This is a genomic window from Brevibacterium album DSM 18261 (genome assembly GCF_000426445.1).
GTDB lineage: Bacteria > Actinomycetota > Actinomycetes > Actinomycetales > Brevibacteriaceae > Brevibacterium > Brevibacterium album.
Genome location: NZ_AUFJ01000009.1, coordinates 349,572 through 374,743 on the forward strand (window position 1 = coordinate 349,572; position 25,172 = coordinate 374,743).

Here is a 25,172-nt window from a genome sequence, read left to right on the forward strand (position 1 = left end):
GCTTCCGCGCAGAACGGCGCCCGCTCCGGGAGGACGCGCGACGGACACGGGAGGACACGATCATGGCCCAGAACGTCACCGAGAAGCTCATCGCCGCACACCTCGTCGAGGGCGCCATGGAACCGGGCGGTGAGATCGCCCTGACGGTGGACCAGACGCTCACCCAGGACGCCACCGGCACCATGGTCATGCTCGAGCTCGAGGCGATGGGCCTCGACCGCATCAGGACCGAGCTCTCCGTGCAGTACGTCGACCACAATCTGCTGCAGACGGACGAGAAGAACCCGGACGACCACCTGTTCCTCCAGTCGGCGGCACAGCGCTTCGGGCTGTGGTTCTCGAAGGCCGGGAACGGCGTCTCGCACCCCGTGCACCAATCGCGGTTCGGCAGGCCCGGCGCCACGATGATCGGCTCCGACTCCCACACCTGCGCGGCGGGCGCGCTCGGCATGCTCGCGATCGGCGTGGGCGGCCTGGAGGTGGCGATGGCGATGGCCGGCCAGCCCCTCTACGTCACGATGCCCGAGGTCTGGGGCGTCGAGCTCACCGGTGAGCTGCCGGACTGGGTCTCTGCCAAGGACGTCGTCCTGGAGATGCTGCGCCGTCACGGTGTGAAGGGCGGCGTGGGCCGGGTGATCGAGTACCACGGGCCCGGCCTGGCCGGGCTCACGGCGATGGACCGTCATGTCATCGCCAATATGGGTGCGGAGCTCGGCGCGACCACGAGCGTGTTCCCGGCCGACGAGGCAGTCCGGGACTACCTCACCGCCGTCGGACGCCCGGACGCCCACTCGCACCTCGTCGCGGATGAGGGGGCGACCTACGACCTCACGGAGCGCATCGACCTCTCCGCGCTGGTGCCGCTCATCGCCAGGCCGTCCTCGCCGGGCGATGTCGTGCCGGTCGCCGAGGCCGCGGGCGAAGAGGTCTCCCAGGTGGTCATCGGCTCGTCGGCGAACCCCGGACTGCGTGATTTCGCCGTCGTCGCCGAGATGCTCCACGGCAGGCAGAGCGACCCCGGAGTCTCCGTCGACGTCAACCCGACCTCGCGCGAGGTGCTCGCCGACCTCATCTCCGGCGGCTGGCTCACCTCGCTCGTCGCGGCCGGCGCGCGCATCCACCAGTCCGGCTGCATGGGCTGCATCGGCATGGGGCAGGCGCCGGCGAGCGGGCGCAACTCGCTGCGCACCATGCCGCGCAACTTCCCCGGACGCTCCGGCACGGAGGAGGACGCCGTATGGCTGTGCTCGCCGGAGACCGCGGCAGCCGCAGCCCTGACCGGTCGGATCACGGACCCGCGCACCCTCACCGAATCGCACGGGATGCCCTATCCCAGGCCCGCCATGCCCGAGCGCTTCAGCGCCTTCGACGGCATGCTGCTCGCGCCCCTCGACCCGGACCGGGCGGCAGAGGTCGAGCTCGTGAAGGGACCCAACATCGCCTCGCTGCCTTCCTTCGAGCCGCTCGAGGACCGGCTGGACGTCCCCGCCCTGCTCGTCATGGGCGACGACGTGTCGACGGACGAGATCATGCCCGCCGGCTCACGCGTGCTGCCGTACCGCAGCAACATCCCCCGCATCGCGGACTTCAGCTTCGTCCGGATCGACCCGAGCTATCCCGAGCGGGCGAAGGAGACCCCGGGCGGCCATGTCGTGGTCGCCGGCGAGAACTACGGGCAGGGCTCCTCCCGCGAGCACGCCGTCATCGCCCCGCGCCACCTCGGTCTGCGTGCGGTCATCGCGAAGTCCTTCGCACGGATTCACTGGCAGAATCTCGCGAACTTCGGCGTCCTCCCCCTCGAGTTCGAGGACCCCGGCGACTGCGACGCGGTCAAGCAGGGCGACGAGGTCGTCCTCGAGGGCATCCGCGAGGCGCTCACCGGCGGGCACACTCTCATCGCCCGCATCGGCGGACGCACTGTGACGCTGCGCCACCGGCTCTCGGACCGCCAGGTCGAGATGGTGCTCGCCGGGGGCCGCATCCCGCTCACCGCGCAGTCCGTCTGAACCCGACCCGCCGAGTGAGCGGTTCCTGTCGGTTTCAGACGGGTGAATCCTGCAGAAACCGCTCACCCGGCGAGACCGCAGGGCGAGGCCGCGAGGCGGGCCCATTCCTCGTGTGCGGAAGGACACAGCCGCAATGTGACGGTCCGTGGCAGGCCTGTCGCAGGAGGGCACCGTGCTGATTAGCGTGGCCCCTGCTTCGACAGACTTCCCTGCGGCGCGCGATCCGCGACCGCAGGCCCCGCACACGAGGAGACCTCATGTCAGTTTCGCTCCCCACCTCTCCGCGACGCCTCCGCCGCGGGCTCGCGGTCGTCGCCGGGCTGACCGCGCTCTCGCTGACCTCCGGCTGCTCCGTGTTCGGCGGCGGTGACGCCGCGGACGACGATGTGATTCGGATCGGCGTCACCACGCCCAACGAGACGCACCGCCTGCTGGCCCAGATCGCCACGGACGAGCTGGGCCACGAGGTCGAGATCGTGAGCTTCGACGACTACAACCAGCCCAACCCCGCGCTGAAGAACGGCGACCTGGACGCCAACTGGTTCCAGCACATCGCCTACCTCGCCAACTACAACGTCGCGAACGACGACGACCTCACCATGATCGGGTCGACGGAGATCATCCCGCTGCCCCTGTACTCGGAGGTCTACGACTCCGTCGAGGACTTCCAGCCGGGCGATGAGGTCGCCATCGCCAATGACGAGATCAACCAGGCCCGCGGCATCAACGTGCTCGTCGCCGCCGGGCTCGTCACCCTGAAGAACGATGTGCCGGAGCCGCGTCCTGCGGACATCGACGAGGAGGCCTCCACCGTGACGGTCCACCCCGTCGACGCCGCGCAGACGGTGAACGCGCTGCAGTCGGTCCAGGGCTCGATCATCAACAACGGCTTCGCCGCGGACGCACAGCTCGACCCCAATTCCGCGCTCACCGCGGACGACCCCGAGGACCCGGGCGCCTTCCCCTTCGTCAACGGCTTCGTGGTGCGCGCGGAGGACCGCGATGATCAGGTGCTCCAGGACATCGCCGCGCTCTACCACGACGAGCGCGTGCTCGCCTCCGCGGACGAGCTCTCCGAGGGCACCTCCGTCCCCACGCAGGCCGACCGCACCCAGATCGATGACGCCCTCGCCGAGTACGAGGACTTCCTGCGCGAGACGGCCGAGGACGCGGACGCGTGAGCTCCGATCATCTGATCGAGTTCAAGGAGGTCACCCGCACCTTCGGGAGCGGGGAGAGGGCGGTGACCGCGGTCGACAGGGTCTCCCTGCACGTGGACCGCGGCGAGGTCTTCGGCATCATCGGCTTCTCCGGCGCGGGCAAATCCACGCTCATCCGCATGATCAACGGCCTCGAGAAGCCCACCTCGGGCTCCGTGACCGTGCTGGGACAGGAGATCTCGGCCATGCGGGAATCGCGGCTGCCCAAGGTGCGCTCGCGGATCGGCATGGTGTTCCAGCAGTTCAACCTCTTCCACTCGCGCACGGTCTCCGGCAATGTCGCGTACCCGCTCAAGGTCGCCGGCTGGTCGAAGGCCCGCCGGCGCGAGCGGGTCGCGGAGCTCCTCGAGTTCGTGGGCCTGGCAGAGAAGGCCGGGCAGCACCCCGAGGAGCTCTCCGGCGGCCAGAAGCAGCGCGTCGGCATCGCCCGCGCCCTGGCCGCGGAACCCGACATCCTGCTGGCGGACGAGTCCACCTCGGCACTGGACCCCAACACCACCGGCGAGGTGCTCCGCCTGCTGCGGCGCGCCAATGAGGAGTTCGGCATCACGATCGTCGCGATCACGCACGAGATGGAGGTCATTCGGGCCATCGCGGACCGCGTGGCCGTGATGGACCGCGGCCGCATCGTGGAGACCGGCCGCGTCTACGACATCTTCTCCAATCCCCGTGAGAGCGCCGAGGCCGGCTTCGTCGAATCCGCCCTCAAGGACCGGCCCAGCGCCGAGGACGTCCAGCGCATCCGCGAGACGGTGGGCGGCAGGCTGGTCACGGTGTCGCTGCAGGACTCGGGCGCCGTCAGCACCGTGCTGGGCAGCGCGAGCGCGCACGGGGTCACGTTCGAGATCGTCCACGGAGGCATGAACACCACCAAGAACGCGTCCTACGGCCTCCTCACGGTGGCCGTGGACGGCGCGGACGCCGCCGTCGACGCATTCATCGCAGAGCTCTCGTCGGCCGGCCGGGTGCAGGAGGTGCACGGATGATCGAGACGTACAGGGACCTCGACTGGTCCTACTACGGCCCCGAGCTCCTCGGGGCGATCGGCGACACCATCTACATGGTGGCCTGGGCCTTCGTGTTCGGAGGGATCATCGGCCTGGTGATCGGGCTCGCGCTCTACACCACGCGGGCCGGGGGCCTGCTGGCCAACCGCCCCGTCTGGCTGCTCACGAACTTCGTGGTCAACCTCATCCGCCCCATCCCGTTCGTCATCCTCATCGCCGCGCTGCAGCCGGTCACCATCGCGGTCATCGGCAGCGGGATCGGGAACGACGCGGTCGTGTTCGTGATGATCTGGGCCTCGACCTTCGCGATCGCCCGCATCGTGGAGCAGAACCTCGTCTCCATCGACCCCGGGGTCATCGAGGCCGCCCGCGCCATGGGAGCCTCGCGCACCCGGATCATCCTCACGGTGATGCTGCCCGAGGCGCTGGGACCGCTCATCCTCGGCTACACCTTCGTCATCATCGCGCTCACGGACATGTCCGCGCTGGCCGGCATCATCGGCGGCGGCGGGATCGGAAACTTCGCGATCGTCGAGGGCTACAACCGCTTCCGTCCGGAGGTCACCTGGCTCGCCGTGGCCGTCGTCATCGTCTTCGTCCAGTCCCTGCAGATGGTGGGCAACTGGGCCGCGAAGAAGGTGTTGCGGAGGTAGCGCGAGAGGCGCATCCCCACGTCCCCACCCCTTGTGCCGCTGGACACTCCGATACGTCGGAGCGTCCAGCGGCACAAGGGGTGGGATGCTTCGCCGGCTCACGCATCTGTGGGTGTGAGCTGTGCCTGTGCGGCGGCCGCGTGCTCGGGATCGCCCGTCGTGAGCGCGTACTCGGCATAGCTCAGCGGCCCAGCGGAGAGGAGGGCCTCGCACCGCTCCCCCAGGCGCCGCGGCACCCGCCCGGTGAGCTCCGCATAGGCCTCGACCGCCAGCCGGAAGGCCTCCGGGCCGGAGAGCATGTGGTGGTACATGAAGTCGACGGCGGGATCGCCCACCTTCGCGGTGGTCCAGTCGAGCACGGAGCGGACTTCGCCGTCGGAATCCAGCAGGAGGTGCGCCGGGTAGAGCTCGCCGTGGGTGAGGGCGGTGAACTCCGGCCACAGCCCGTCATCGTCGAGCCAGACCTCCCAGCTCGCGCGCAGCCCATCGCTGATCGCGAACGCCGCCGAGGCCCGCTCGAGGCGCGCACGCCACTCCGCGCGCTCCTCGTCCGCGGTCCGGACCGAGACTCCCGCCGCCCTCGCGTCCTCGGCGCCGATCCCGTGGAGGTGCGCGATGAGCCGGCCGAACGAGCGCGCATAGTGCGGGTCCTCCCGGTCGAAGTGCCACTGGGGCTCTCCGTCCGTGCTGAGCGTGAGACCGGGCTCGCCCGGCAGCCGCGGATAGGCGATGAGGTCCGGCCCGCTGATGCGCCAGTCCGGCACGGCGGCGGGCAGCCGGTCCCGCACCAGCCCGAGGATCCGCGCCTCGTCCGCGACCTTCTCGGAGACGTCCGCCCGGCGCGGGATCCGCAGGACCCATTCCGTCCCATCCTCCGCCGAGGCGAAGGCGACGCGGTAGTCGAGGCCCGCCTCGACGGTCCTCATGGTCTCCGCGTCCACGTCGAGTCCGTGGGCGGCGGCGCGTTCGGCGATCTCGGCCCGCAGGGCGGAATCGGGGGCAGTCATGCGATCACTCTCCTCGGGCGCTGGTGTCCGGAGCGCTGAGTCCGGACGATGGTGCCTGGGCGCTGGTGTCCGGACGATGGTGTCCGGGATGCACTCAATGGTGGCAGATGCACTCATCCGCCACACCCTGCGCACCGCCAGCCACCCCAAACACCACAGGTTGCCACCCAAAGTGCCGCTGGACGCCCCGACATATGGGCGCGTCCAGCGGCACTTTGGGTGGCGAGCGAGTTGTGGTGCGAGGCCGACGGCGCGGGGCCGCTGCTACACGGAGACGCTGCGCACCCGCGCCGCGTCAGCGCCCGAGGCAGGCTCGCCTTCCCCCTGAGCCCAAGCCTCGGCGGCATCCTCCACTCCGCCGCCCGAGGCGCCACCCGCCTCGGCCACGCCGCCCGTCCCCGCCTCGGCCACGCCGCCCGTCCCCGCCTCGACCACGCCGCCCGTCCCCGCCTCGGCCGTGCTGTCCGCCCCTGCCTCGGCTTCGCCCTCCGTCCCTGCCCGCACGGCGGCGAGCGAGAGCGGACCGGTCGCGGGATCGGAGAGGACGACGGCCCGCTGGATGCGGCGCTCCTGGCGCACCTCGCCCCACTTGATGAACACGACGCCGGCCAGGATCCCCAGTCCGCCGTACATCTGGATGTGGGTGGGCAGCTCCGCGATGAGCAGCCACGCCACGATGACGGAGAAGGGCACCTCGGTGAGGTTGACGAACGCGCCGACGGTGGCACCCACGAGCCGCAGGCCCCAGATGCCGAACACGTAGGCACCGGCCGTGAACAGCACGATCTGCGTGAGCGGCACCATCCAGGACACGGACACCGCGCCCATCTGCACGGGTGCCGCCGAGAAGTCCGCGGGCAGCACGCCCAGCAGGATGATGAGGGCCATGACCACGGTCCCCACCGCCATGCCCAGGCCGGTGAGCGCGACGGGCGGGATGCCGGAATCGGCCTTGGCGGAGACGAGGAAGTAGCTGGAGAGGCACACCGCCGCACCCATCGCGAAGAGCACGCCCGTGACCGAGATGTGGCTGGAGGAGGGATCCAGGATGAGCATGAGGCCCAGGAGCGAGAGCGCCATGCCGATGAACGTCACGGTCGCGGGCCGGATGCGCGTCGTCGCCCACAGCCAGAACACGATCAGCAACGGCGAGGTCATCTCCAGCAGCAGGGCCACGGCGACGGTGAGCTCCTGCACCGCGAGGAAGTACAGCAGCTGCACGCCCACCATCGAGACGATGCCGTAGGTGACGACCATGCGCCAGGACCGCACCACCTCGCCCCAGCGGCCGCGCAGCGTCACGAGCGTGGGGATGAGCAGGATGAGCGCACTGCCGGCGAGCCGCACGAGCACGACCGCGCCGGGCGACCAGCCCGACGCGTACATGGTCTTCGCAATGGGCCCCGAGACCGCGAAGAAGAACGCCGACAGCAGCATGAAGCCGAATCCGATCAGGGTGCGGTTCATTCCCAGGACCTCCTCGAGAGTGCGTGAGGACCCGCGGCCGCCGGCTCACGGCCCCCACCGCGCGCCGGGGCGCCGGTCGCAGCACCCGCACTCCGCAGGAAGCAGGGGCGCTGCGGGCGCAGGTCGGACCGGGCAGGAGGCTGCAGGGTGGGGTCGAGGCGGACGGGAGTCCTTCTCCGGCCGCGGAACAGCGGCGCACGATCCATGAGACACGAGCACGGAGTCATGAGTCAAGGTGCCGATGGTCCTTACATGTGCGAGACTCACCACATGCAGATCTCCACGCACAACAGGTCCGTTCTCGGGATGCTCACCGAGCTCGCGAACTCGCACCTCGAGGAGGAGACGATCGGGAACTCCGCAGACGTCCGCGACCTCGCCCGGCGCCACTCCTTCTCACCCCCGCTGCACGCGGACGAGGCGGACGCCGAGGCCCTCCGCATCCTGCGCGAGGACATGCGCACGGCGCTCCTGGAGGAGAAGGGGGAGGAGCGCGCGCGACGCACGGCCGCCTTCGTCAACGAGCTCTACCGGCGGACGCGCACGCTGCCCGAACTGCAGAAGCACGGCGAATGGGACTGGCACCTGCACGCGGTGCCCAATGAGGCGGCCCTCTCCGTGCGCGTGGCCGCGGACATCGCCGTGGCGCTCACCGACCTCATCGTCGACGGCGAACTCAGCCGCATCGGCACATGCGCAGCACCCGGCTGCGGAGGGGTCTTCATCGACTTCTCCCGCAACAGGTCGAAGCGCTTCTGCGACCGCGGGAACTGCGCGAACCGCACACACGTCGCCGCGTATCGCGCCCGCCTGTCGCAGGACTGAACCAGCCCCGCCCACCGCGCGCCCAGCCCGCGGCCACTCCGCACACAGCCGGAACTCAGAACCGACAGACCCTGGATGAAATGTGACGTACGCAACAATCATATTCAGCCTTATTCCAGGAAACATCCAGACTGCGGGTTCAGACTGACGTTATGAGTACACAGAACCCCCTCTCCCAGGAACCCGACACCGAGGCAACCCTGCTTGTCGTCGACGACGAGCCCAACATCCGCGAGCTGCTGTCCACGAGCCTGCGCTTCGCCGGCTTCGACGTCCTCTCCGCCGCGAACGGCACGGACGCGCTGAAGATCGCGGAGCAGAAGGAGCCGGACCTCCTCGTCCTCGATGTGATGCTCCCGGACATGGACGGCTTCGCCGTGACCCGGCGCCTGCGCCAGATGGGCAAGCACATCCCCGTCGTCTTCCTCACGGCCCGGGACGACACCTCGGACAAGATCACCGGCCTCACGGTGGGCGGCGACGACTACGTCACGAAGCCCTTCAGCCTCGAGGAGGTCGTGGCCCGCATCCGCGCCGTCCTGCGCCGCACCCACAGCCTCGAGGAGGAGGAGAGCGCGGTCATCGAGGTGGGCGAGCTCGAGCTCGACGACGACACCCACGAGGTGCGCCGCGGAGGCATCCTCATCGACCTCTCCCCCACCGAGTTCAAGCTCCTCCGCTACCTCATGCTCAACGCCAACCGCGTGCTGTCGAAGTCGCAGATCCTCGACCACGTCTGGGAGTACGACTTCGGCGGGGACACCGGGATCGTGGAGTCCTACATCTCCTACCTGCGCCGCAAGATCGACGTCGCCCCCACGACGGACGAGGCCGGCACGCCCATCGAACTGGAGTGGAAGCCCATGATCCAGACCAAGCGCGGTGTGGGCTACATGCTCCGCACGCCGGAGAGCAAGTGACGCGGAGCCGGCTCGGACCGGCTCCCCTCCCGCGAGTGCACGAGCCCGGGAACGCACCCGGGCCTCGGCACAGGCGGTCGGACGGAACCCAGCGATCAGGGAGCACCCCGCAGACGTGAGCAGGCACACCCGACGACGCCGGAGAGTGATCTGGGACGAATGGTCGCTCACCGCCAAGCTGCTGACGATCATGATGACGCTCATGCTCATCGTGATGTCAGGGACCAGCGCCTGGGTGCTGGAGAACCTCCGCTCCAGCCTCATCGAGCGCACCGACGCCCGCCTCATCCAGGCCTCCGACGCACTGGCCATCCAGGCCGCGGCGAGCGTCTCCCCGGAGGAGGACCTCTCCGACGGCGCCGTCGGCTCCCCCGCGGAGGACTCCCTGCGCCAGCTGCTCCCCGAGTCCTACTACGTGCAGTTCTACGACGCCGCCGGTGAGAGGCTCTTCCCTCCCGTCGCTCCGGGCACCGACAACACCCCGCACCTGCCCTCGATCAACGAGGACACCGTCACCGCGATGCAGGGCACCCCCTTCACCACGGACGGGACGTCCTCGAAATGGCGGGTCCGCGTGCTGCGGGTGACGGACTCACCGCTCCTCGTCGCGATCGCGGTGCCGTTCGAGCAGGACATCGACACCGTGAGCGAGCGGGCGCGCAACACCATCCTCGGCATCGGCATGCTGGCGCTGGCCCTCGTGGCGGGCGTGGGCTACTTCGCGATCACCAACACGTTCCGGCCGCTCAAGGACATCGAGTCGACGGCCTCCAAGATCGCGGCCGGCGATCTGTCCCAGCGCGTCACTCCGTATCCGGACAACACGGAGCTGGGCAGGCTCTCCGCAGCGCTCAACACCATGCTCGGCCACATCGAGGACTCCTTCGACGGCCGCACGCGTTCGGAGAAGCGCATCCGCCAGTTCGTCTCCGATGCCTCCCACGAGCTGCGCACGCCCCTCGTCACGATCCGCGGCTACGCCGAGCTCTACCGGCAGGGCGCGATCACGGACCCCGAACAGGTGCGGCAGGCGATGGACCGGATCGAGGCCGAGGCCAAGCGCATGGGCGTGCTCGTCGAGGACCTCGTCGTGCTGGCCCGGCTGGACGAGCGCAGGCCCGCCGAGATCGGGCCCGTCGACATCGGGGGCATCGTGCGCGATGCCGCCGCCGATGCCGTGGCTCAGGCCCCGGACCGCGACATCAGCCTCGTGGGCCTGGACGGCGGCGATGCGCAGGAGACGCCCTCGGTGCTCGGCTCCGAATCGCGCCTGCGCCAGGTCATCGTCAACCTCTCCGGCAACGCGATCCGGCACACGCCGGACGGCACGGCGGTGGAGTTCGCCGTGGGCGTCCTTCCCCCCGCAGGCGGCGGGGCACCGGGCGAACCGGCGACCGGCGCCTCGGCCGGGTCCTCCTCCGAACCGGGCAGAGGCGGCCGACAGGCGGGCAGGAACGGCGGCCGAGGCGGCGGGCGGGCCACCGGCAGGCTGCCCCGCCTGTTGCAGGGCGGCTCGCACGGCGGTTCGCAGGCCGATGCCGGCGTTCCCGGGGGAGGTCCCAGCGGCGCCTTCGCAGTGGGCCAGACCGGCTCCGCGCCGACCGGCCCGGCCTGGACGAGCGCGGGGACGGCGGGCCCGGATCAGTCCGGCCGGGGTTCGGCGGACCCCGCAGGGACCGCACAGCCCGCCCCCGTGCAGGCGCAGATGACGAACTCCAATCCCTTCGTCACCGGCCCGCTCGAACTCGGGGAGGATCTCTCCGGCTTCCCCTACGGCCGCGTCCGCTTCGAGGTCCGCGATCACGGCGAAGGAATCGAGCCCGACCAGGCGCACCGGATCTTCGAGCGCTTCTACCGCCTCGACGCCTCGCGCACGCGGGACACCGGCGGTTCCGGCCTGGGGCTCTCGATCGTCAAGGCGATCGTCGAGAACCACTCGGGCACCATCTCCGTCCATCCGACCCCCGGGGGCGGCGCGACCTTCCGCGTCGACCTCCCCGTCCCCGGCGCGGACTCCGTCCGGCGCCCCATCACCCCCACCTCCGGTTCCTGAGACCACCGAACCCACACAGTAAGGAACAGCCATGACTCAGCCTCCCGATCTCCCCCGCTCCACCGGTCGGCACGCGAACGGGTCCCGGCAGACGTTCCCCGCCCCGAGCACGCCCCCGCCGCACGAGGACGGAACAGGGGCGGCGGAAGGGACCTCGCCCGCAGCCGCGGGCTCCGCAGGGGGTTCCGGCTCCGCAGGCAGCCCAAGTTCCGCGGGCGGCCCTGTCCCTTCGGGGAGCCCGGGGTCGACGGACCGCGGAGAGCCGGGCTTCTCCGCCGGCACCTCGCCGAGGCCGGCCCCGGACACCGGGCAGCCCACCCGGGTGAGCCCTCAGATCGGCTCCGATGCAGCCGTGCCTCCGCCTCCGTCCGGGACTCCCGCAACCGGTTCCGTGCCGGCAGTCCCACCCCCGGGCGCGTACGGTGCCCGTCCGCCCCACGGCGCGCCCGCTCAGGGCTCCGCACCGGAGGGCGCCGCGCAGGGCTCCCACGCCGCTGCCCCCCATGAGTGGCAGCGCGCCCGCCCCGGAGCCTCGGCAGCTGAGGGCACAGCCCCTCACGGAGCCGGGTCCGCAAGCGCACCGCTTCCGGTCACAGGCCCGCAGGGTTCGGGCACATCCAATGCAGGCGCCCACGGCCCCGGAGGACCCGCCCACGGCCCCGGAGGCCCCGGTCACGGCACCGGCATTCCCGTTCCCGGTGGCCCCGGTCCCGGCGACTCAGGTCCGCACAGCGCCGCCCACGGCGCCCATGCTCACCACGACCAGCAGCACGACGGGGCGCCCGGCGGACCGCGACGCCGCAGAGGACCCGGCTGGGGCGGCGTCATCGGCATCGCGGCGGTGGCCGCCCTCCTCGGAGGCGTCCTGGGCGGTGGCGGCGCCCTCCTCGCCGGAGGCCTCGAGCTGCCGGGCACCTCGCAGGCCCAGGAAGACGGGGGCGACGGTGAGCCCTCGACCAGCCAGCCGCTGGAACAGACCACGGAGACGCCCGACTGGGCGGGCATCTCGGACGCGGTCTCGCCTGGCGTGGCCGCGATCCAGGTGGGCGTGAACGGCGAGATCTCCGGCCTCGGCTCCGGTTTCGTCTACGACGAGTCCGGGCACATCGTCACCAACAACCACGTCGTCGCTCCCGCGGACACGGACGGCGGCGAGATCCAGGTGGTGTTCGGCGACGGCAGCACGATCGATGCCCGCCTCGTGGGCCGCGATCCGGAAACGGATGTCGCCGTCCTGGAGCTGGAGACCGTGCCGGAGGATCTCACGGTCCTCGAGCGCGGCGCCGCGAGCAGCCTCCGCGTGGGCGATCCGGTCATGGCGCTGGGCAATCCCCTCGGCCTGGCCGACACCGTCACGACGGGCATCGTCTCCGCCCTTGACCGGCCCGTGACCACGCAGAACATCGGTGATGTGAGCGAACAGGAGATCGCCACGACCATCACGAGCGCAATCCAGACCGATGCCGCCATCAACCCCGGCAACTCCGGCGGGCCGCTCGTGGACGGCAACGGCCGGCTCGTGGGCATCAACTCCTCCGCCGCGACCATGAGCGCGCCCGGCTCCGAGGACCAGGGAGGCTCGATCGGCATCGGCTTCGCGATCCCCGTGGAGCAGGCGGTGAGCATCGCGGATCAGCTCATCAGCACGGGTGAGGCCCGGCACCCGTTCCTCGGCGTGACGATGCAGGACTCCCAGGTCGAGGTGGGCGGCATCGCCCACGGTTCCGCGCAGGTCCAGGAGGTGGAGTCCGGCACCCCCGCGGAGCAGGCCGGGCTCCAGCCCGGCGACGAGATCATCGCGGTGGGCGACAAGCCGGTGAACTCCGGCGTCTCGATGCAGGCGCTCGTGCGCTCGGCAGCACCCGGGGACACCGTGGAGGTCACGGTGGTGCGGGGCGGCTCGGAGGAGAAGCTCTCGGTCACGCTCGCCGCACGCTGAGCCCGACGCTGAGCCGCTCGGCGGTTCCCGCTCAGCGGCTGCGGGCCGAGGTCACAGGCGGCTTCCGCGCAGACCCCGCGATGTGCACATCTGCCCTGTGGACGGACGATCGCCGTCCACAGGGCGGAGGCGCCTCTGGTGCAGGCGCACCGTGCAGGGCAGGGTGGGCTCACCCGCACCCACCTCGAGGAGGCAGCCGTGTCCCTGTTCGAAGTCGACTCCGACCGTGTCCTGACCACCGCCGCGCACGCCGCAGTCACAGCCGGCGAGCTGAGCGCCCAGTCCGATGCGCTCATGGCACAGCTGCGCTCCCTCGCCGACTCCTGGAAAGGTGCGGCGGCACAGGGCTTCCAATCCGTCGCCGAGGAGTGGGCAGGGGTCAACCGGCACGTGCAGGACTCGCTGCGGTCCATCAACGAGGCCCTGCGCGCCGCCGGCCTGCAGTACGAGGAGGTCGAGGCCGCCAACACCCGGCTCTTCAACCCCTGAGCGGCCGGCCGGTCCCGTTCGCTCCGCATCCGCCGAGCACCCGTCGCGCATCCCCGCCTCGTGCCCGTCGGCGACTCCCGCTCCGCCCCTGCCGCGTGCCTCCCGCCACCGGCCCGGCACGCCCCGTCCCGCGCCGTTCCGCTCCCCGTCCACGGCGGAAAATCTCAGCGTCACGCAGTAGGGTTGACGGGGAGAAGCTGACGCGGTGCCAGCTGTGCGCTTCCACGACGACACAGCTCATCGCGCGAGCGGTGGTGCGGAGAACGGAGCAGTAGAAGGAATGAGCATGTTCCAGCGACTGAAGACCATCTTCGGGGCGAAGGCGGACAAGGCCCTCGACAAGATGGAGAACCCCAACGAGACCCTCGACTACTCCTACAAGAAGCAGCTCGAGCTGCTCCAGAAGGTGCGCCGCGGCGTTGCGGACGTCGCCACGAGCCGCAAGCGCCTCGAGCTCCAGATGAACCAGCTCACCCAGCAGCAGGAGAAGCTGCAGGGTCAGGCGCAGAAGGCGATGGAGATCGGCCGCGAGGACCTCGCCCGCGAAGCGCTCACGCGCCGCTCCGGGCTGGGCGGGCAGCTCAGCGATCTGCAGGCCCAGCACGAGAACCTGCAGGCGGAGGAGCAGAAGCTCACGATGGCCTCGCAGCGCCTCCAGGCGAAGGTGGACTCGTTCCGCACCCGCAAGGAGACCCTCAAGGCCACGTACAACGCCGCCGAAGCCCAGACCAAGATCGGCGAGGCCTTCACCGGCATCTCCGAGGAGTTCGGCGACGTCAACATGGCCATCCAGCGCGCCGAGGACAAGACGCACGAGCTGCAGGCCCGCGCCGGCGCCGTGGACGAGCTGCTGGCCTCGGGCGCGCTCGACGATGTGACGGGCACCCCGCGCGATGACATCGCCGCTCAGCTCGAGTCCCTCTCCGCCGATCAGGACGTCGAACTGGAGCTGCAGCGCATGCGCCAGTCGCTGCCCGGCGGGTCCGCTGGCGGCCCGCGCGCGGCGCTCGAGGCGGAGGATGCGGAGACCTCACCGGAGACGCAGACCGGCCAGGGAGGCGGTCAGGCATGATCATCCGCATCCTGGGCGAGGGCCAGTTCGACCTCACCGACGCCAGCGCCTCCGATCTGCAGAAGTTCGACGACGAGGTGGAGCAGGCGTTCGAGTCCGGCGACGAGACCGCGGTGCACTCGGCGCTCTCCCGCCTGCACGAATTCATCGTCACGGCGGGCGCGCCTGTGCCCGACGACTTCCTGGGCGGCTCCGATGTCGTGGTCCCCGGTGAGGACGCGACCATCGCAGAGATCAGGGAGATGCTCTCCGGCGAGGGCTTCGTCCCCAACGGAGGCTGATCCTCTCCCGCGGGCCCGGACTCCAGCGGTCCGTGCCCGCGGGACGCAGACACCCTCCGCGCCGACCGCGCGGAGCACATGAGCCGCAGGCCCCCGGGCCGCGGCACCGGACCGCTGCCGGAAGGAGCGCACATGGCCCGTTCGCGATTCGCCAAGGACGCAGGACTCTCGTTCCGCATGGGCCTGACGATGTTCCTCAACGGGCTCATCTACGTGGTGCTCATCCTGGGCATCTGGTGGGCGTTCGGGGGCAGCTCGGGCGGAGTCGTCGTCGCGGTCCTGCTCTCCGCGGGCATCTTCTGGTTCCAGTGGTACTTCTCCGACTCGGTGGCGATGCGCGCCATGGGTGCTCGCGTCGTCACTCCCGAACAGGCTCCGGAGCTGCACTCCCTCGTCGACCGCCTGTGCCAGCAGGCGGACATGCCCAAGCCGAGGGTCGCGTTCGCCGACACCCGGGTGCCCAATGCCTTCGCCACCGGACGGTCGCCCCAGCATTCCGTGGTGTGCGTGACGCGCGGCCTGCTGGACCGGCTTGAGCCCAAGGAGGTCGAGGCGGTCCTCGCCCACGAGCTCTCGCACGTGGCCCACCGCGATGTCACGGTCATGACCGTCGCCGGGGTCACCGGCGTCGTCGCGAGCCTCATGATGCGCACGTTCCTCTACACCGGGGGCGGCAGGAGCAACAACAACAACGGTCTCCCGGTGCAGCTGGTCCTCATGCTCGTGGGCGTGGTCGTCTACGCGCTCAGCTTCTTCCTCATCCGAGTGCTCTCCCGCTACCGCGAGCTGGCCGCCGACCGCGCCGCCGCCCTGCTCACGGGCAGCCCCTCGACCCTGGCCGCGGCACTCGTGAAGATCAGCGACTCCGCCTCGCAGCTGCCCAAGCAGGATCTGCGCAGCAGCGCGGGCGCGGCGCACCTGGCCTTCTTCGAGTTCGGCAGCCTGTTCTCGACCCACCCGAGCCTGGACAAGCGCCTCGCCCAGCTGGACCGGATCAGCCGGCAGCTCTCCAGCGAGTACTGATTCCTTCCACCCCTCCGGCACAAGGACGCACACGCACATGGGATTCCTCGACGCGATCTTCGCCCGCTCCAAGCCCAAGGAGCCCAACCTCGACGACCTCTTCGCCGTGCCCCCGGCCGCGCTCACGCTCGAGGCCCGCACGGGACTCCGACCCACCGGTGTGGGAGCGGTCGCGTTCCGCGAGGTGGAGGGCGGCGCGTTCGACCGCGCGGAGGAGGAGGCCAGGGCGCTCATCTCCGCCGATCCCAATACGGACGTCTCCCAGGTCAACGACGGGTTCGGCTACACGTGGCAGGTGGTGAGTCAGGACGTCCCCAGCGCACCGGACCTCGTCACGAGCCTCCACGCGGTCAATGCGGCGCTCGAGGCGCAGGGCTTCGGCCCCATGCTGCTGTGCTCCGTGGTCTACTTCCGCGCGGAGTCCTCGCCCCGCACGCTCGCGCTCGTGTACCTGTACAAGCGCGGGACGTTCTACCCCTTCGTGCAGGCGGGCCAGCACAGGCGCGATGAGGCCTTCGAGCTGCAGATGCGCGGGATCCTCGACGAGGACCTGCCGGTGGAGAAGGAGCTCTCCAAGTGGTCCCCGCTCTGGGACGCCCCCGGCATGGACCGGTGAGCGGCCGCCGCTGAGCGGAGCCGGGGGCATCCCCGCTGCATGGAGTCGCCGAGCGGAACCGTCCCCGGCGGAACCGCTGCCGAGGCGGGAGGCGCCTGCGGTCCCGGTGCCGGAAGATCCGCCCGCAACCGCCGCGACCGCCTAGGCTCGGTGCATGGAGATGACGCACAGGGCACCCCCGGTCCTCGCCTGGCTGCTGCTCTGCACCGCTCTCGCACAGGCGGCGGTGCCCCTCGTGCCCGCGCTAGGCCCGGGCGCGATGCCGAACGAATCGACCACCCCGCTGCTCATCACCCCGGCCGGGTGGACCTTCTCGATCTGGGGGCTGATCTACGCGCTGACGCTGGCGCTGGCCATCATCGTCCTCGTGCGCGGTCTCCGCGGGCAGGCTTCTCACGGGCCGGGAGCAAGGGAGCACCTGGGCAGTGCGCGGTCCGAGGAGATGCGGCTCCAGTCGCGCCTGCTGGCGGACCTGGTGATCGCCTGCGCGGGTGCCGCTGTGTGGATCGGATTCTCAGCGGCGGAGTGGAACTGGGCCACCTCTCTCGTACTTACGGTCATGGCCGCCGTTCTCATCGATGCCGTGCGCCTCGCTGCCGCGCCCCTGCTCGGCACGCCGCGCATGCTCCTGCGCGCCACTGTGGGGATGTACGCGGGCTGGGCCACCGCGGCCGCCGCACAGAACTGGGCTTCGGACCTGGGGGCGGGCATTGCGGACCCGCAGGCGGCTCCCTGGCAGACCGCGGTCCTCATCCTCGGCGCTCTGGTGGGCGTCCTCGTCACCGCACGCTGGGGTGCGCAGCTGCCGCTGTATCCGCTCACCCTCGGCTGGGCCCTCGTCGGCATCTGCGCGAACGGGCGGGGCTCCGCCTCCGTCCTCATCACCGCGATCGCCGGGCTGGTCGTCGTGGCGGCCGCATACGCATGGTCGGTGCACCGACTGCATCGGTGAAGGAGCGGGGCGCTCTCAGGCGCGGGTGGCGACAGTGAAGACCTCGCCTGCGGCGTCCACGACGTCCCCGGGACGGATCTTGGCACCGCGGCGGGTCTCCACCGCATCGTTGACGAGGACCGCTTCCGCCGCGAGCATGTCCTTCGCCTCGGCGCCCGTGCCTGCGATGCCGTGCAGCTTGAGCAGCTGGCCCAGCGTGATCGCCTCATCGCGGATCTCGACGGTCTCGATGCCCTCCGGCACATCCGCGGTCGCGCCCTGAGCGCCGAAGCCGGCGGTCGCGCGCGCGGGTGCGCCTGGCTCAGGCATCGCCGCTCCGGTTCCCTGCTGTGTCATCTCGCCCATCAGAAGCCGAAGTCGAAGTCCATGCCGCCGCCGTCTTCGAAGCCGCCGCCCATGTCGCCGCCGAAATCGCCGCCCATGTCTCCACCGGCGTCCCCGCCCATCTCACCGGCGCCGTCCATCCCGCCGTCCCAGCCGCCGCCGAATCCGCCGAACAGCATGGCGCCCATGAGGACGCCGGGCAGCAGGCCGGAGCCCGCATAGGAGTTGAAGTAGCCGCGGTTGTACTCCGCATAGGCCGGACCGGCCTCCCAGTAGGCGCGGCGCTGGAGGCCGTTGCCCACGGGCACGGTGCGGACGGCGGGCTCGGCGCCGCAGCTCACGCGCTCAGCATCCGCGGCGCAGACGGGCACGGGCCGGGGCTGGCCTCCCGCCGGCGCCCAGTCGACGTCCTCGACCGAGGGCCCGTGCTGGGGGTTGAAGAAGCACGGCGGGCGGCGCACCGGGAGGGGCTTGCCCTCGACCCGGGCGCGCACGCACTTGGCGGCGTAGCGGCCGTCCTCGATCGCCTCGGTCACATGCCGGATGTCCTCCGGCCGCGAGAGCTGCGAGAGGGTCTCCTTGGCCCGGTCGTAGCAGTCGAGCGCACGGGAGTAGTCCTGACGCCCGCCCTCGTCGAGCTCCGCGCCGGCGGTGACGATGTCGAGGTCCGCGACCTCCTCGCCGAAGGCCGTGACGTCCTCCTCCGCGGTGCGGCTCACACGGGTGAGCTCCTCCTGCAGCTGCGCCTGCTTCCTCGCCTTCTCACGGCGGCTGCCGATGAGGAATGCCGCGCCCACACCGAGAAGGAGCAGCAGGAAGACGAAGGACATGGCGACACCTCTCGACGCGGAAGCGGATCGAAACTCCGGTTCCGAGTATCCCAGTCCAAACTGAATGACGACTGTGTGGGACCCGGCCCGGAGCCGCCCGGGATGTGCTCGCTCAGAACAGCCCCAGGCCTCGGCCGATGGTGAGGAGCCCGCCCAGGAAGGCGAGTGTGAGCATGCCCGTGCGGGCGGTGCTCACAGGGGTGAATCGGGAGAGCCACTCCCCCAGCAGCTGGCCCAGCACGAGCGCTGCGAGGATCATGAGCCAGGTCCCCGGGCTGAGCGCGGGCCAGGCGGAATGGTCGAGCAGCAGCTTGGAGGCCACGGCGAAGGTCGCCATGACGACGAAGACCGGCTGGATGGATGCGGCGAAGGCGCGCTGGTCCCAGCGGGTGAGGACCGCGAAGGAACTCAGCGCAGGACCGCCGATCCCCGCCGCCGAATTCATCGCGCCCGAGGCCAGGCCGGCCGCAACCGCCCCGCCGCGCCTGCGCGCCAGGGGCCTCGTGAGCAGCCTCCCCAGCAGGAGCGAGGTCGCCAGCGCGGCCACCACGAGCACGCCGATGAGGATCTCCAGGGCGTGCGCCGGCAGCGCGACGGCCAGCATGGCGCCCGGGAAGGTCCCCACGAGGCCGCCTGCGGCGAGGCAGGCCGAGAGCTTCCACTCGACCTCCCGGTGCGTGCGCCACAGCACGATGATCGAGGACACCAGACCGCACAGGTTCACGAGGACCACGCCGGGAACCGGTTCGAGCAGGAGGACGAGGAACGGTCCGGAGACGAGCGCGAAGCCCATCCCCGTGATCCGCTGCGCCAGCGCTCCCACCAGGACGGCCAGGAGGATGAGGGCGATCACGAGCTGCATGCGCTCAGACTATCCTCGGCCCGCTCGCGGCCGGCGAGCCGGCCCACCTGCGCGCGGCGGGGGCAGGAGCTGCAGCCGGGTCCGCGCGCAGACACCCCAGCCGCAGGCACCGGGACTGGAGTACCGTAGTGACATGCCTCTCGACGAGGGAATCTGGGCGGAGTTCAGCGCCGATCCGCACCGACAGCCCGAGCTGCGCGCCTCCGACTCCGACCGCGCCGTGCTCTTCGACGCCGTCGGCGAAGCCTATGCGCAGGGACTGCTCGATGCCGATGAGCACGACGAGAGGCTCACCGCCGCCGGAGCGATCAAACGCCTCGGCGATGCGGTGCCGCTGCTCGAGGACATCGCGCCCCCGCCTTCCCACGGTGCTCCGGGCACCGAACTCGACGCCCGGACGGCTCAGGCCCTCGCCCGGCTGCGCGAGTCCGGGGACCCGGTGCCCACCACACCGGAGGCCATCGACGAGGCAGCCCGCGCCTACTACTCCGCCCGGGTCAAGCGCGAGGCCTGGGGGCTGCTCGCCGGCCCCATCGGCATCTGCCTGGCGATCTGGACATTCACGGCCATCGGCTCCGGCGGCTTCTACTTCTTCTGGCCGCTCTTCGTCATCATCGGCGTGGGCAGCGGGTTCGTCTCGACGCTCGCGCGCCGGCAGTCCATCATCGAGGAGCGCAAGCGGCTGCTCACGCTGCGGGCACGCGCACACCTCGGCGACCCGGAGGCCCAGCGGGAGCTCGAGGAGGGCGGAAAGCCCGAACCGGACGAGTAGGCTGCGGTCGGCGAGCAGGTCCCGCGGATCCGCGAGCCCTCGCCGGCCGGTGCCCGTGCGGATCCGACGCCGCCAGCACGCGCTCGCCGCCGGCTCGGGTCCGCCGGCCCGCGCTCGCGGCTGTGGTCTGCCGCACCAACCGGAATCAGCCGTCTGCGCGTTCGGACGGCAGACCACAACCGGAGCAGGCAGCGCAGAGCGGAAAGCGCAGAGCGGAAAGCGGACAGCGCAGCCGCCGGACAGCACGGAGCCCCGCGGGCGCATGCGCTCACGGGGCTCCGGTGTCCCAGCAGGACGGGTCGGACTCAGAAGTCCATGCCGCCCATGCCGCCGGTCGGGTCGGCGCCGGCGGCCGGAGCGGGCTCCGGCTTGTCCGCGACGACGGCCTCGGTGGTGAGGAACAGGCCGGCGATGGAGGCCGCGTTCTCCAGTGCGGAGCGCGTGACCTTCACCGGGTCGTTGACGCCGGCGGCCAGCAGGTCCTCGTACTCGCCGGTCGCGGCGTTGAGGCCGTGGCCGGCGGGCAGCTCGCGGACCTTCGCGGCGACGACGCCGGGCTCGAGGCCGGCGTTGAAGGCGATCTGCTTGAGCGGCGCGTCCACCGCGACCTTGACGATCGAGGCACCGGTCGCCTCGTCGCCGGAGAGCTCGAGGCCCTCGAAGGCGGTCTTGCCGGCCTGGATGAGCGCCACGCCGCCGCCGGCGACGATGCCCTCGTCCACCGCTGCCTTGGCGTTGCGGACGGCGTCCTCGATGCGGTGCTTGCGCTCCTTGAGCTCCACCTCGGTCGCGGCACCGGCCTTGATGACGGCGACGCCGCCGGCCAGCTTCGCGAGGCGCTCCTGGAGCTTCTCGCGGTCGTAGTCCGAGTCCGAGGCCTCGATCTCGGCACGGATCTGGGCCACGCGGCCGGCGATCTCCTCCGAGTCGCCCGCACCCTCGACGATGGTGGTCTCGTCCTTGGTGACGACGACCTTGCGGGCGGTGCCCAGCAGGTCGACGGTGGCGTTCTCGAGCTTGAGGCCGACCTCCTCGGCGATGACCTGACCGCCGGTGAGGATCGCGATGTCGGCGAGCTGCGCCTTGCGGCGGTCGCCGAAGCCCGGGGCCTTGACCGCGACGGACTTGAAGGTGCCGCGGATCTTGTTGACCACGAGCACCGCGAGGGCCTCGCCCTCGACGTCCTCGGCGATGATGAGCAGCGGCTTGCCCGACTGCTGAACCTTCTCGAGGACCGGGAGCAGGTCCTTCACGTTCGAGACCTTGGAGTTGACGATGAGGATGTAGGGATCCTCGAGCACCGTCTCCTGGCGCTCCGTGTCCGTGACGAAGTAGCCGGAGATGTAGCCCTTGTCGAAGCGCATGCCCTCGGTGAGCTCGAGCTCGAGGCCGAAGGTGTTGGACTCCTCGACAGTGACGACGCCTTCCTTGCCGACCTTGTCGATGGCCTCGGCGATGAGCTCGCCGATCGCCGGGTCGCCTGCGGAGATGCCCGCGGTCGCCGCGATCTGCTCCTTGGTCTCGACCTCCGTGGCGGAGTCGAGCAGCACGTCCGTGACGGCCCTGACGGCCTTCTCGATGCCGCGCTTGAGGCTCAGCGGATCAGCGCCGGCTGCGACGTTGCGCAGACCCTCGCGGACGAGCGCCTGGGCGAGGACGGTGGCCGTGGTGGTGCCGTCGCCTGCGACGTCGTCCGTCTTCTTGGCGACCTCCTTGACGAGCTCCGCGCCGATCTTCTCGTAGGGATCCTCGAGTTCGATCTCCTTGGCGATGGACACACCGTCGTTGGTGATCGTGGGGGCGCCCCACTTCTTCTCCAGGACGACGTTGCGGCCACGGGGGCCCAGGGTCACCTTGACGGCGTCGGCCAGCGTGTTGAGGCCGGTCTCGAGGCCGCGACGTGCCTCTTCGTCGAATGCGATGAGCTTTGCCATGTGGCTTGCTTCCTCCCTCTTGCGGGTGGTGCGTCTCCCCCGACCCGACATGCCCGCGACGGCCGGACCCGCCTCCCTGCTCCATGCCGCAGAGACGCGGTGCCCTCTAGTCGTGTGCGAGGTTCACAGTCCAATTTTTAGCACTCTCACCCCGAGAGTGCAAAAGATTCCGCTGAGGGCGAGCACGTGCTCGCCCTCAGCGGAATCCGGTGCGTGCGGCCCCGCGCCGGTGCGGGAGCCGTGTCCTGGCAGAGACCCCAGGTCAGAGAGGCGTGACCTGCTCCGCCTGGGGGCCCTTCTCACCCTGACCCACCGTGAACTCGACCGTCTGGCCCTCCTCGAGGGAGCGGTATCCGTCCATCTGGATGGCGCTCCAGTGGACGAAGACGTCCTGATCGCCGCTGGCGTCGGTGATGAAACCGTAGCCCTTCTCAGCGTTGAACCACTTGACTGTTCCCTGAGCCATAGCTCTGTGCTCCGTTCCGGATACTGCATTTCCGCCGGGCAGCGTTCAACGCTGTACGACTCGATCAGCCTATCCCGCAGCGCGCTGCCCCGAATCGGCGCGCGGACCCGCGTTACTCATTCGTTACTGCCGGCGGGCCCTGCTCCGCGATGTCCGAGGCGATGACGGCGGTGATGTCCTGGGGGAACTCCGCGGACTCCTCGATGCTCTCGATCCCCAGCTCCTCCGCCAGCACAGCCGCCTGCGCCTCGTACTCCGGGGCGGAGTAGAAGACCGTGGAGGTGCTGTCCGGTGTGGAGTAGGTGACGACGTCGTCGACGGACCAGCCCTGCGCCGAGGCGGCCTCCCCGAAGGCCGCGCCCGCGCCGTTGACGCCGGAGCCGTTGTAGATGCCCACGGTGACGGTGGTCTTGTCCACCTCCGCGCTCGCTTCGTCCGTCGCCTCCTCGCCGGGCACCTCCGCGTCCTCCTCGCCCCCGGGCTCCGCGGGCTCGCTGGCCGCCGGCGGCTCCGCCACGTTCTCCTCCGGATTGCTGAAGGAGGTGCGAATGATGTTGACGACGGCCACGACCAGGAGGACCGCGATGACCGCGACGACCGCGATGATCACATAGGCGCCGCGCTGCCCGGGCTCCGCCTCACGCCGGTGCGCGCCTCGGCGGCCGGTCGGTGCGATCCGGTCGAACTCGTCTTCGGGGTAGGTGGGCACTGGGTCTCCTCAGCGTGCGACGCGGGCGTGCGAGCGGTTGCGCTGCCGTCCGTCCCGGATGCGGCGCAGGCGCTTGATCAGGACGGGGTCGTGGGCATAGGCGGCCGGATCGTCCAGGAGCGCGGCGAGCCGCTGGAAATAGGCTCCCGCGGACATGTCGAAGCGCTCGCGGATCGCGTGGTCCTTGGCACCGCCGTAGGTGAACCACGTCCGCTCGAACTCCAGGATCTCCCGGTCGCGGTCGCTCAGTCCGGCCGTGCCGTCCTGCGACTCCGCGGAGTCCTTCCTCTCCTCAGCCATACCGCCTCCTTCGAGGGCCGAGTCTACCTGTGCACCGCCTGCGCGTCCGCTCGTTCCGGCACGTGCCTCGCGCTCAGACCGCGAGCAGCGCTCCCGCGAGGAGGCCCGCTGCCGCGACGAGGCCCGCGATCGCCGAGGCCGCCCGCCAGGACAGCGCTCTCCCCACCATGATGAGGGAGGGGAGGCTGACCGCGCTGAGGCACATGAGCGCCGCCCCGGTCGGCCAGGGTCCGGCGCCCGCGGCCGCCAGCGCGAGGAGCACGGGGATCTCGCCGCCCGTGGGGATGACGAGGAGCACGCCGAGCAGGACGAAGGCGAGGACGGCCAGGACGGTCCACTGCGCGTCCGCGATCGACCACTGCCCCAGATGGGCGACGGCGCCCACCGCGAAGACGAGGATGAGGTACTCGGGGACCAGCGTGAGCGAGAATCGCGCCAGCTCCCGGCCGAAGCGGGCGAGCGGACCGCGGACCCTCCCCTCGGCTGCCGCGCCTGCGCCCGAGGCCGAGCCCTCCGCCGAGGCCGGTGCGGGGTCGGCCCTCGAGGCCGCGCCTGCCCCCACGGCAGGCGCCTCGGCCGCCGGGAGGGAGCCCGGCGAGGGCGGCAGGAAGGGAGCTGACTCCCCTTCCGGAGCAGCCGCACGGTCCGCACGCGCCGGGAGCGTCACCGCAGCCGGTGCTGGAACCGGGGCCGCCGCCGGTGCTGGGGCCGCCGCCCTGTCGGCCAGGATCCCGGCGATGCATGCACCGCCGGCCACGAGCGCGATGCCGACGACGAGGCGCGCCAGCGACCACTCCGCGGGTCCGACGAGGAGCAGGAAGACGATGACGGCCGGATTGAGCACCGGGTTCGCCAGCCAGAACGCGGTCGCCGCGGCCGCGGAGGCACCCGCCCGCCTGAGGCCCACCACCACGGGGGCCGTGCAGCATGTGCACATCATGGTGGGCAGGCCGAGGATCGCGGCCCTCAGCGGCTCCCGGCCGCGCCGATGCCGCCCCCGCCCCCGCAGGAGCGCCGCCATCCGGTCCGAGCCCACGAACGCCTGGACGGCCGCGGCGAGGACGAGGGCGACGAGGAGCGCCTTCCACACGGAGGCCGTGTACGCGACGGTGAACTCCCAGCCCGCGCTCCACCACGACTCCGACCGCACCGCCGTCTCGATGAGCGGTGCGGCCGTCCAGCCCTCGCCGCCGAGCAGGCCGGCCGTCCTCTCCGTGTACGGCCACCACTTCGCCCACACGAGTCCCGCGATCGCAAGGCCCACGGCCAGAGCGGCGAAGCCGAGCGCGGGCAGGGCCCGGGAGCGCGGAGCACGGGAGGCGAGAGCCTGGGCGGTCATGGCACGAGCCTATGCCGCGTCCACCACGGGCAGCACACCGCCCCCTCAGCCCGGCAGCAGTGCGCACATGAAACCGCCCCACCATCCCTGACCTGCGGGGATGGTG

General features: G+C 70.9%; 25 protein-coding genes. 15 read left to right on the top strand and 10 right to left on the bottom strand.

All coding sequences use genetic code 11. The annotated features are described in order from the left end of the window. The first annotated feature begins 62 nt into the window (after positions 1 to 62). The 4 genes from K318_RS0101635 to K318_RS0101650 all read left to right on the top strand — a co-directional run bounded on the left by K318_RS0101635 (position 63) and on the right by K318_RS0101650 (position 4,886). Positions 63 to 2,006 carry an aconitate hydratase gene (locus K318_RS0101635; protein ID WP_029088184.1) on the top strand — a complete coding sequence of 648 codons (1,944 nt, stop codon included), beginning with the start codon at positions 63 to 65 and terminating at the stop codon, positions 2,004 to 2,006. Between the two features lie 257 nt (positions 2,007 to 2,263). Then, complete coding sequence (locus tag K318_RS0101640) at positions 2,264 to 3,187, top strand: MetQ/NlpA family ABC transporter substrate-binding protein (protein WP_051297325.1); 924 nt, start codon at positions 2,264 to 2,266, stop codon at positions 3,185 to 3,187. Then, on the top strand, positions 3,184 to 4,212 hold the full coding sequence (locus K318_RS0101645; protein ID WP_029088186.1) for a methionine ABC transporter ATP-binding protein: 1,029 nt from the start codon (positions 3,184 to 3,186) through the stop codon (positions 4,210 to 4,212). Before K318_RS0101640 ends, K318_RS0101645 begins: the two co-directional genes overlap by 4 nt. Then, positions 4,209 to 4,886, top strand: a complete 678-nt coding sequence (locus tag K318_RS0101650; RefSeq protein ID WP_029088187.1) for a methionine ABC transporter permease — start codon at positions 4,209 to 4,211, stop codon at positions 4,884 to 4,886. The genes K318_RS0101645 and K318_RS0101650 overlap by 4 nt, the downstream gene beginning before the upstream one ends. 98 nt (positions 4,887 to 4,984) lie before the next feature. On the opposite strand, the gene K318_RS0101655 is transcribed toward K318_RS0101650, so the two are convergent. Beyond that, entirely contained in the window at positions 4,985 to 5,893 is a 909-nt protein-coding gene (locus K318_RS0101655; protein WP_035280155.1) for a macrolide 2'-phosphotransferase, read from the bottom strand. A gap of 264 nt (positions 5,894 to 6,157) precedes the next feature. After that, positions 6,158 to 7,360, bottom strand: coding sequence for an EamA family transporter (locus tag K318_RS18605; RefSeq protein ID WP_084499495.1), 1,203 nt, complete (start codon positions 7,358 to 7,360; stop codon positions 6,158 to 6,160). 270 nt (positions 7,361 to 7,630) lie between these two features. Here K318_RS18605 and K318_RS0101665 point away from each other — a divergent pair, with 270 nt between their 5' ends. The 10 genes from K318_RS0101665 to K318_RS18610 all read left to right on the top strand — a co-directional run bounded on the left by K318_RS0101665 (position 7,631) and on the right by K318_RS18610 (position 17,530). Then, positions 7,631 to 8,185, top strand: coding sequence for a CGNR zinc finger domain-containing protein (locus tag K318_RS0101665; RefSeq protein ID WP_029088189.1), 555 nt, complete (start codon positions 7,631 to 7,633; stop codon positions 8,183 to 8,185). A gap of 152 nt (positions 8,186 to 8,337) precedes the next feature. Further along, the gene (locus K318_RS0101670) at positions 8,338 to 9,105 is read left to right on the top strand and encodes a response regulator transcription factor (RefSeq protein ID WP_029088190.1); all 768 of its coding nucleotides are present in this window, start codon (positions 8,338 to 8,340) and stop codon (positions 9,103 to 9,105) included. A 115-nt stretch (positions 9,106 to 9,220) separates the two neighbouring features. Then, positions 9,221 to 11,158, top strand: a complete 1,938-nt coding sequence (locus tag K318_RS0101675; RefSeq protein ID WP_029088191.1) for a sensor histidine kinase — start codon at positions 9,221 to 9,223, stop codon at positions 11,156 to 11,158. Between the two features lie 841 nt (positions 11,159 to 11,999). Then, positions 12,000 to 13,097 (top strand): S1C family serine protease, encoded by a 1,098-nt coding sequence (locus K318_RS0101680; protein WP_035280157.1) that lies wholly within the window; start codon positions 12,000 to 12,002, stop codon positions 13,095 to 13,097. Between the two features lie 198 nt (positions 13,098 to 13,295). Continuing rightward, positions 13,296 to 13,586 (top strand): WXG100 family type VII secretion target, encoded by a 291-nt coding sequence (locus K318_RS0101685; protein WP_029088193.1) that lies wholly within the window; start codon positions 13,296 to 13,298, stop codon positions 13,584 to 13,586. 286 nt (positions 13,587 to 13,872) lie between these two features. Beyond that, positions 13,873 to 14,658, top strand: a complete 786-nt coding sequence (locus K318_RS0101690) for a PspA/IM30 family protein (RefSeq protein WP_035280159.1) — start codon at positions 13,873 to 13,875, stop codon at positions 14,656 to 14,658. Beyond that, complete coding sequence (gene pspAA, locus K318_RS0101695) at positions 14,655 to 14,939, top strand: PspA-associated protein PspAA (protein ID WP_029088195.1); 285 nt, start codon at positions 14,655 to 14,657, stop codon at positions 14,937 to 14,939. The genes K318_RS0101690 and pspAA overlap by 4 nt, the downstream gene beginning before the upstream one ends. Before the next feature lie 132 nt (positions 14,940 to 15,071). Continuing rightward, entirely contained in the window at positions 15,072 to 15,962 is an 891-nt protein-coding gene (htpX, locus tag K318_RS0101700) for a zinc metalloprotease HtpX (protein ID WP_029088196.1), read from the top strand. Positions 15,963 to 15,999: 37 nt separating this feature from the next. Beyond that, on the top strand, positions 16,000 to 16,578 hold the full coding sequence (pspAB, locus tag K318_RS0101705; protein ID WP_029088197.1) for a PspA-associated protein PspAB: 579 nt from the start codon (positions 16,000 to 16,002) through the stop codon (positions 16,576 to 16,578). A 154-nt stretch (positions 16,579 to 16,732) separates the two neighbouring features. Further along, a complete protein-coding gene (locus tag K318_RS18610; RefSeq protein WP_035280161.1) occupies positions 16,733 to 17,530 on the top strand; it encodes a hypothetical protein in 798 nt (265 codons plus the stop codon). Positions 17,531 to 17,545: 15 nt separating this feature from the next. Here K318_RS18610 and K318_RS0101715 read toward each other — a convergent pair whose 3' ends face one another. The 3 genes from K318_RS0101715 to K318_RS0101725 all read right to left on the bottom strand — a co-directional run bounded on the left by K318_RS0101715 (position 17,546) and on the right by K318_RS0101725 (position 19,546). Beyond that, on the bottom strand, positions 17,546 to 17,866 hold the full coding sequence (locus K318_RS0101715; protein ID WP_342664192.1) for an RNA-binding S4 domain-containing protein: 321 nt from the start codon (positions 17,864 to 17,866) through the stop codon (positions 17,546 to 17,548). 8 nt (positions 17,867 to 17,874) lie between these two features. Continuing rightward, complete coding sequence (locus tag K318_RS0101720; protein ID WP_029088199.1) at positions 17,875 to 18,684, bottom strand: hypothetical protein; 810 nt, start codon at positions 18,682 to 18,684, stop codon at positions 17,875 to 17,877. A 112-nt stretch (positions 18,685 to 18,796) separates the two neighbouring features. Beyond that, positions 18,797 to 19,546: a sulfite exporter TauE/SafE family protein gene (locus K318_RS0101725; RefSeq protein ID WP_029088200.1), complete on the bottom strand. Its 750-nt coding sequence runs from the start codon at positions 19,544 to 19,546 to the stop codon at positions 18,797 to 18,799. Positions 19,547 to 19,679: 133 nt separating this feature from the next. On the opposite strand from K318_RS0101725, the gene K318_RS18615 reads away from it, so the two are divergent. Then, the gene (locus K318_RS18615; RefSeq protein ID WP_051297327.1) at positions 19,680 to 20,318 is read left to right on the top strand and encodes a DUF1707 SHOCT-like domain-containing protein; all 639 of its coding nucleotides are present in this window, start codon (positions 19,680 to 19,682) and stop codon (positions 20,316 to 20,318) included. A gap of 305 nt (positions 20,319 to 20,623) precedes the next feature. Here K318_RS18615 and groL read toward each other — a convergent pair whose 3' ends face one another. The 5 genes from groL to K318_RS0101755 form a co-directional block, all read right to left on the bottom strand. Beyond that, the gene (gene groL / locus K318_RS0101735; RefSeq protein ID WP_029088201.1) at positions 20,624 to 22,252 is read right to left on the bottom strand and encodes a chaperonin GroEL; all 1,629 of its coding nucleotides are present in this window, start codon (positions 22,250 to 22,252) and stop codon (positions 20,624 to 20,626) included. A gap of 262 nt (positions 22,253 to 22,514) precedes the next feature. Continuing rightward, complete coding sequence (locus tag K318_RS0101740) at positions 22,515 to 22,718, bottom strand: cold-shock protein (RefSeq protein ID WP_029088202.1); 204 nt, start codon at positions 22,716 to 22,718, stop codon at positions 22,515 to 22,517. Positions 22,719 to 22,830: 112 nt separating this feature from the next. Beyond that, on the bottom strand, positions 22,831 to 23,427 hold the full coding sequence (locus K318_RS18620; protein WP_051297328.1) for a LytR C-terminal domain-containing protein: 597 nt from the start codon (positions 23,425 to 23,427) through the stop codon (positions 22,831 to 22,833). Between the two features lie 9 nt (positions 23,428 to 23,436). After that, complete coding sequence (locus K318_RS0101750; RefSeq protein ID WP_029088203.1) at positions 23,437 to 23,727, bottom strand: DUF3263 domain-containing protein; 291 nt, start codon at positions 23,725 to 23,727, stop codon at positions 23,437 to 23,439. A gap of 73 nt (positions 23,728 to 23,800) precedes the next feature. Next, on the bottom strand, positions 23,801 to 25,066 hold the full coding sequence (locus K318_RS0101755; protein WP_029088204.1) for a permease: 1,266 nt from the start codon (positions 25,064 to 25,066) through the stop codon (positions 23,801 to 23,803). Positions 25,067 to 25,172 lie beyond the last annotated feature (106 nt).

Excerpts from the sequence above, each read along its gene's own strand:
- K318_RS0101635 (WP_029088184.1), top strand. The coding sequence starts at position 63 with ATGGCCCAGAACGTCACCGAGAAGCTCATCGCCGCACACCTCGTCGAG.
- K318_RS0101640 (WP_051297325.1), top strand. The coding sequence starts at position 2,264 with ATGTCAGTTTCGCTCCCCACCTCTCCGCGACGCCTCCGCCGCGGGCTC.
- K318_RS0101650 (WP_029088187.1), top strand. The coding sequence starts at position 4,209 with ATGATCGAGACGTACAGGGACCTCGACTGGTCCTACTACGGCCCCGAG.
- K318_RS0101655 (WP_035280155.1), bottom strand. The coding sequence starts at position 5,893 with ATGACTGCCCCCGATTCCGCCCTGCGGGCCGAGATCGCCGAACGCGCC.
- K318_RS18605 (WP_084499495.1), bottom strand. The coding sequence starts at position 7,360 with ATGAACCGCACCCTGATCGGATTCGGCTTCATGCTGCTGTCGGCGTTC.
- K318_RS0101665 (WP_029088189.1), top strand. The coding sequence starts at position 7,631 with ATGCAGATCTCCACGCACAACAGGTCCGTTCTCGGGATGCTCACCGAG.
- K318_RS0101670 (WP_029088190.1), top strand. The coding sequence starts at position 8,338 with ATGAGTACACAGAACCCCCTCTCCCAGGAACCCGACACCGAGGCAACC.
- K318_RS0101690 (WP_035280159.1), top strand. The coding sequence starts at position 13,873 with ATGTTCCAGCGACTGAAGACCATCTTCGGGGCGAAGGCGGACAAGGCC.
- pspAA (WP_029088195.1), top strand. The coding sequence starts at position 14,655 with ATGATCATCCGCATCCTGGGCGAGGGCCAGTTCGACCTCACCGACGCC.
- htpX (WP_029088196.1), top strand. The coding sequence starts at position 15,072 with ATGGCCCGTTCGCGATTCGCCAAGGACGCAGGACTCTCGTTCCGCATG.
- pspAB (WP_029088197.1), top strand. The coding sequence starts at position 16,000 with ATGGGATTCCTCGACGCGATCTTCGCCCGCTCCAAGCCCAAGGAGCCC.
- K318_RS18610 (WP_035280161.1), top strand. The coding sequence starts at position 16,733 with ATGGAGATGACGCACAGGGCACCCCCGGTCCTCGCCTGGCTGCTGCTC.
- K318_RS0101715 (WP_342664192.1), bottom strand. The coding sequence starts at position 17,866 with ATGACACAGCAGGGAACCGGAGCGGCGATGCCTGAGCCAGGCGCACCC.
- K318_RS0101720 (WP_029088199.1), bottom strand. The coding sequence starts at position 18,684 with ATGTCCTTCGTCTTCCTGCTGCTCCTTCTCGGTGTGGGCGCGGCATTC.
- K318_RS0101725 (WP_029088200.1), bottom strand. The coding sequence starts at position 19,546 with ATGCAGCTCGTGATCGCCCTCATCCTCCTGGCCGTCCTGGTGGGAGCG.
- K318_RS18615 (WP_051297327.1), top strand. The coding sequence starts at position 19,680 with ATGCCTCTCGACGAGGGAATCTGGGCGGAGTTCAGCGCCGATCCGCAC.
- groL (WP_029088201.1), bottom strand. The coding sequence starts at position 22,252 with ATGGCAAAGCTCATCGCATTCGACGAAGAGGCACGTCGCGGCCTCGAG.
- K318_RS0101740 (WP_029088202.1), bottom strand. The coding sequence starts at position 22,718 with ATGGCTCAGGGAACAGTCAAGTGGTTCAACGCTGAGAAGGGCTACGGT.
- K318_RS0101750 (WP_029088203.1), bottom strand. The coding sequence starts at position 23,727 with ATGGCTGAGGAGAGGAAGGACTCCGCGGAGTCGCAGGACGGCACGGCC.
- K318_RS0101755 (WP_029088204.1), bottom strand. The coding sequence starts at position 25,066 with ATGACCGCCCAGGCTCTCGCCTCCCGTGCTCCGCGCTCCCGGGCCCTG.